This is a genomic window from Janthinobacterium sp. SUN033, assembly GCF_030397595.1.
Taxonomy (GTDB): domain Bacteria; phylum Pseudomonadota; class Gammaproteobacteria; order Burkholderiales; family Burkholderiaceae_D; genus Janthinobacterium; species Janthinobacterium kumbetense.
On sequence record NZ_JAPQNV010000013.1, the window covers coordinates 1 to 3,247 of the forward strand.

At 63.5% G+C, this 3,247-nt stretch carries 4 protein-coding genes; all 4 read right to left on the reverse strand.

The window, feature by feature from the left end; all coding sequences use genetic code 11:
* The coding region (mmsA, locus tag OX460_RS28455) for a CoA-acylating methylmalonate-semialdehyde dehydrogenase (RefSeq protein ID WP_289900660.1) at nucleotides 1-948 on the reverse strand (948 nt) is incomplete at its 3' end.
* A gap of 14 nt (nucleotides 949-962) precedes the next feature.
* The gene (gene iolB / locus OX460_RS28460) at nucleotides 963-1,757 is read right to left on the reverse strand and encodes a 5-deoxy-glucuronate isomerase (RefSeq protein WP_289900661.1); all 795 of its coding nucleotides are present in this window, start codon (nucleotides 1,755-1,757) and stop codon (nucleotides 963-965) included.
* Nucleotides 1,754-2,668, reverse strand: coding sequence for a myo-inosose-2 dehydratase (gene iolE, locus OX460_RS28465; RefSeq protein ID WP_289900662.1), 915 nt, complete (start codon nucleotides 2,666-2,668; stop codon nucleotides 1,754-1,756). The genes iolB and iolE overlap by 4 nt, the downstream gene beginning before the upstream one ends.
* Nucleotides 2,665-3,247, reverse strand: a 583-nt coding sequence (locus tag OX460_RS28470; RefSeq protein ID WP_289900663.1) for a thiamine pyrophosphate-dependent enzyme, incomplete at its 5' end; no start/stop codon positions are given. The genes OX460_RS28470 and iolE, both read right to left, overlap by 4 nt.

Consider the following 3,247-nt stretch of genomic DNA (forward strand, 5'->3'; position numbering starts at 1 on the left):
CATGCCTTGCGTGATTTTCAGGGCCGCGATGCGCGGCACCAGCGCCTCGACCAGTTGGTCGGCCACATTGCCCACCGCCACGACGACGGAAATGGCCATGCAGCGCTCGCCCGCCGAACCGAACGCGGCCCCCATCAGGGCGTCGACCGTCTGGGGAATGTCCGCGTCCGGCATGACGACCATGTGGTTTTTCGCCCCGCCCAGCGCTTGCACGCGCTTGCCCTGGGCGCAGCCGGTGGCATAGATATACTCGGCAATCGGCGTGGAACCGACGAAACTGACGGCGCGCACGTCCGGGTGGTGCAGCAAGCCGTCCACGGCTTCCTTGTCGCCCTGCACCACGTTGAAGACGCCGTCCGGCAAGCCCGCGTCCGTCAACAGCTGCGCCAGCAGCAAGCTCGCCGACGGGTCGCGCTCGGACGGTTTCAAGACGAAGGTATTGCCGCAGGCAATCGCCATCGGGAACATCCACATCGGCACCATCACGGGGAAATTGAACGGCGTGATGCCGACGCAGACGCCCAATGCCTGGCGGATCGACCAGGCGTCGATGCCGCCGGCCACTTGCTCCGAATATTCTCCCTTCATCATTTGCGGAATGCCGCAGGCAAATTCCACCACTTCGATGCCGCGCGTGACTTCCCCTTTCGCATCCGTGAACACCTTGCCGTGCTCGGCCGTGATCAGGGCCGCCAATTGATCCGCATGTTCTTCCAGCAACTCCTTGAACTTGAACATGACCCTGGCGCGGCGCAGGGGCGACGTTTGCGACCAGGCGGGAAAGGCCGCATGGGCGGCGGCCACGGCCGCGTTCAGCTCGGAAGGCGTGGCCAGCGATACTTTCGCCGTGACGGCGCCCGTGGCGGGATTAAACACGTCGCTGGTGCGCTCGGAGCGCGACGCCATGGGGTTGCCACCAATAAAGTGGCCGATCTGTTGCGTTGTCATCTTCTTGTCCTCGTTTATTTCGTCATCAGCCAGTCATGGGCCGGGTCGTTTTTAAAGTGCCACACGCGTTTCGGGCCGGCCATCACGTTCAGGTAATAGCCATCGTAGCCATACGGCACGGTGACGGGGTGGTAACCCCTGGGCACCATCACCACGTCGTGGTTTTCCACGGCCATGGCTTCGTCGATGCTGCGGTCGTCCGTGTAGACGCGTTGGTACGCAAAGCCCTGCTCGGGATTGAGGCGGTGGTAATACGTTTCTTCCAGCGAACTTTCCAGCGGGATATTGTCGCTGTCGTGCTTGTGCGGCGGATAGCTGGACGAATGGCCGGACGGCGTGACCACTTCCACCACCAGCAAGCCATCGGCCTCGGCTGTCTGCGGCAGGATGTCGCACACATAGCGGGTGTTCGCCCCCTTGCCGCGCACGGAGCGCGTCATCGACTGCGGGTCGATCAAGCGCGCCGGGCGATGGGTGGTGGCCGGTGCGCTGCACAGCGCCACTTCCGCGTTGCTCACGGCCGTGATGCCGACCGTGGTTTCCAGCGGCACATACACGGCGTAGGGCGAGACGTCTTCAAACACGCTCTGGCGATTGCCGATGGCTTCCCAGGTCTGCCCGCCCGCCTGCACGGTGACCGTGCCCGTCAGCACGACGAGGCACAGTTCGCGGCGGCCCGTCTCCAACGTCAGCTGTTCGCCTGCCGCCAGCCGATGCGCGGCAAAGCCCACGTGCGTCCAGCCGGCCGATTCCGGCGTCACTTCGACGATGGCCGAACCGGCCCTAGCCTTGACCAGCAGCGGGCTCATGCCGCCTCCCGCCCCAGGCGGGGAATCGCGTCGACCAGGCGCGCCAGGTAATCGTGGCCCATCTTGGCATACTGATAACTTGGCGCCACGGCCGGGTCTTGCTCCGCCTCCACCACCAGCCAGCCTTCGTAGCCGTGCAGATACAGGCGCGTCAGGATGGCGGGGAAATCGATGCTGCCGTCGCCGGGCACGCTGAAGGCGCCATTGATCACGGCCTGCAGGAAACTCCAGTGGCCATTTCTCGCCAGTTTCACCACATTGGGGCGCACGTCCTTGCAATGCACGTGGCAGATGCGATCGATGTGCTTGTTCAAGACCGCCAGCGCGTCGCCGCCGGCAAAGGTGATGTGGCCCGTGTCGAACAGCAAGCCGACTTGCGGCCCCGTCAAGGCCATCAACTGGTCCACGTCGGCGGGCGTTTCCACGTAGGCGCCCATGTGGTGGTGGTAGGCGAGGCGCACGCCGTGGTCGAGCAAGTGTTTCGCAAACGCCGTCAATTTGTCGGCGTACGCCTGCCATTGCTGCGGCGACTGGAAGCGCGGACGTTTATACAACGGGCGGGCTTCGCCCTGGATGGCGTCCGCCACTTCGCCGTAGACCATGACGGTGGCGCCGCTGTCGGCCAGCAGACGTAAATGCGAGGCTACGGCGGCGATCTCTTCTTCCACGGAGCGGTGCGCCAGCCGTCCCGAATACCAGCCGGACACGCAGGCGAGATGGTATTTCCCCAGCACGGCGTTCAGGGCGGGGGCATCCTTGGGAAACTTGTTGCCCAATTCGAAACCCACGTAGCCGATCTCGGCGCCTTCCTTGAGGGCTGTTTCCAGCGGGGTTTCACCGCCCAGGCTGGGTAAATCGTCGTTCATCCACGAGATCGGGTTGATGCCGATCTTCACATTCCATGTAGTCATTTTTGTTGTCCTTGGCGGTCAAGTTCATAACGGGCGCGCGCCGCTTGCACGCCGGCTTGCGTCGAGACTTCGGGTACGGCCACTTCCCACCAGCAACCGCCCTCCTCGGTCGTGCGCGTAGCGTCCGTATTGATGCAGATCAAGTAGGTGCGCGATGCGGCGCGGGCGCGCAGCATCGCCTGTTCCAGTTCGGCAATGTTGGCCACGTGCTCGGACAGCGCTCCCAGCGACCGGGCATGCAGGGCGAAGTCGATGGCGGGTGCGCTGTCGGGCAACATATTGTTGAATGACGCGTTGCCGCACGCCTGCTGCAGGCGGTTGATGCAGCCATAGCCCCGGTTGTCGAGCACGACGATGATGAGTTTTTTGTCCAGCATGACGGAGGTGGCGATTTCCGAATTCATCATCAGATAACTGCCGTCGCCCACCATGACAATGACCTCGGCATCCGGTTTCGCCATCTTGACGCCCAGGCCGCCGGCGATTTCATAGCCCATGCACGAATAGCCGTATTCCATGTGATAGCCGCCGGCTGTCGACGTGCGCCACAGCTTGTGCAGTTCGGCCGGCAAGGTGCCT

What these genes read in the sequence shown, in the direction of transcription:
- iolB (WP_289900661.1), bottom strand. Translation starts at nt 1,757, where the DNA reads ATGAGCCCGCTGCTGGTCAAGGCTAGGGCCGGTTCGGCCATCGTCGAA.
- iolE (WP_289900662.1), bottom strand. Translation starts at nt 2,668, where the DNA reads ATGACTACATGGAATGTGAAGATCGGCATCAACCCGATCTCGTGGATG.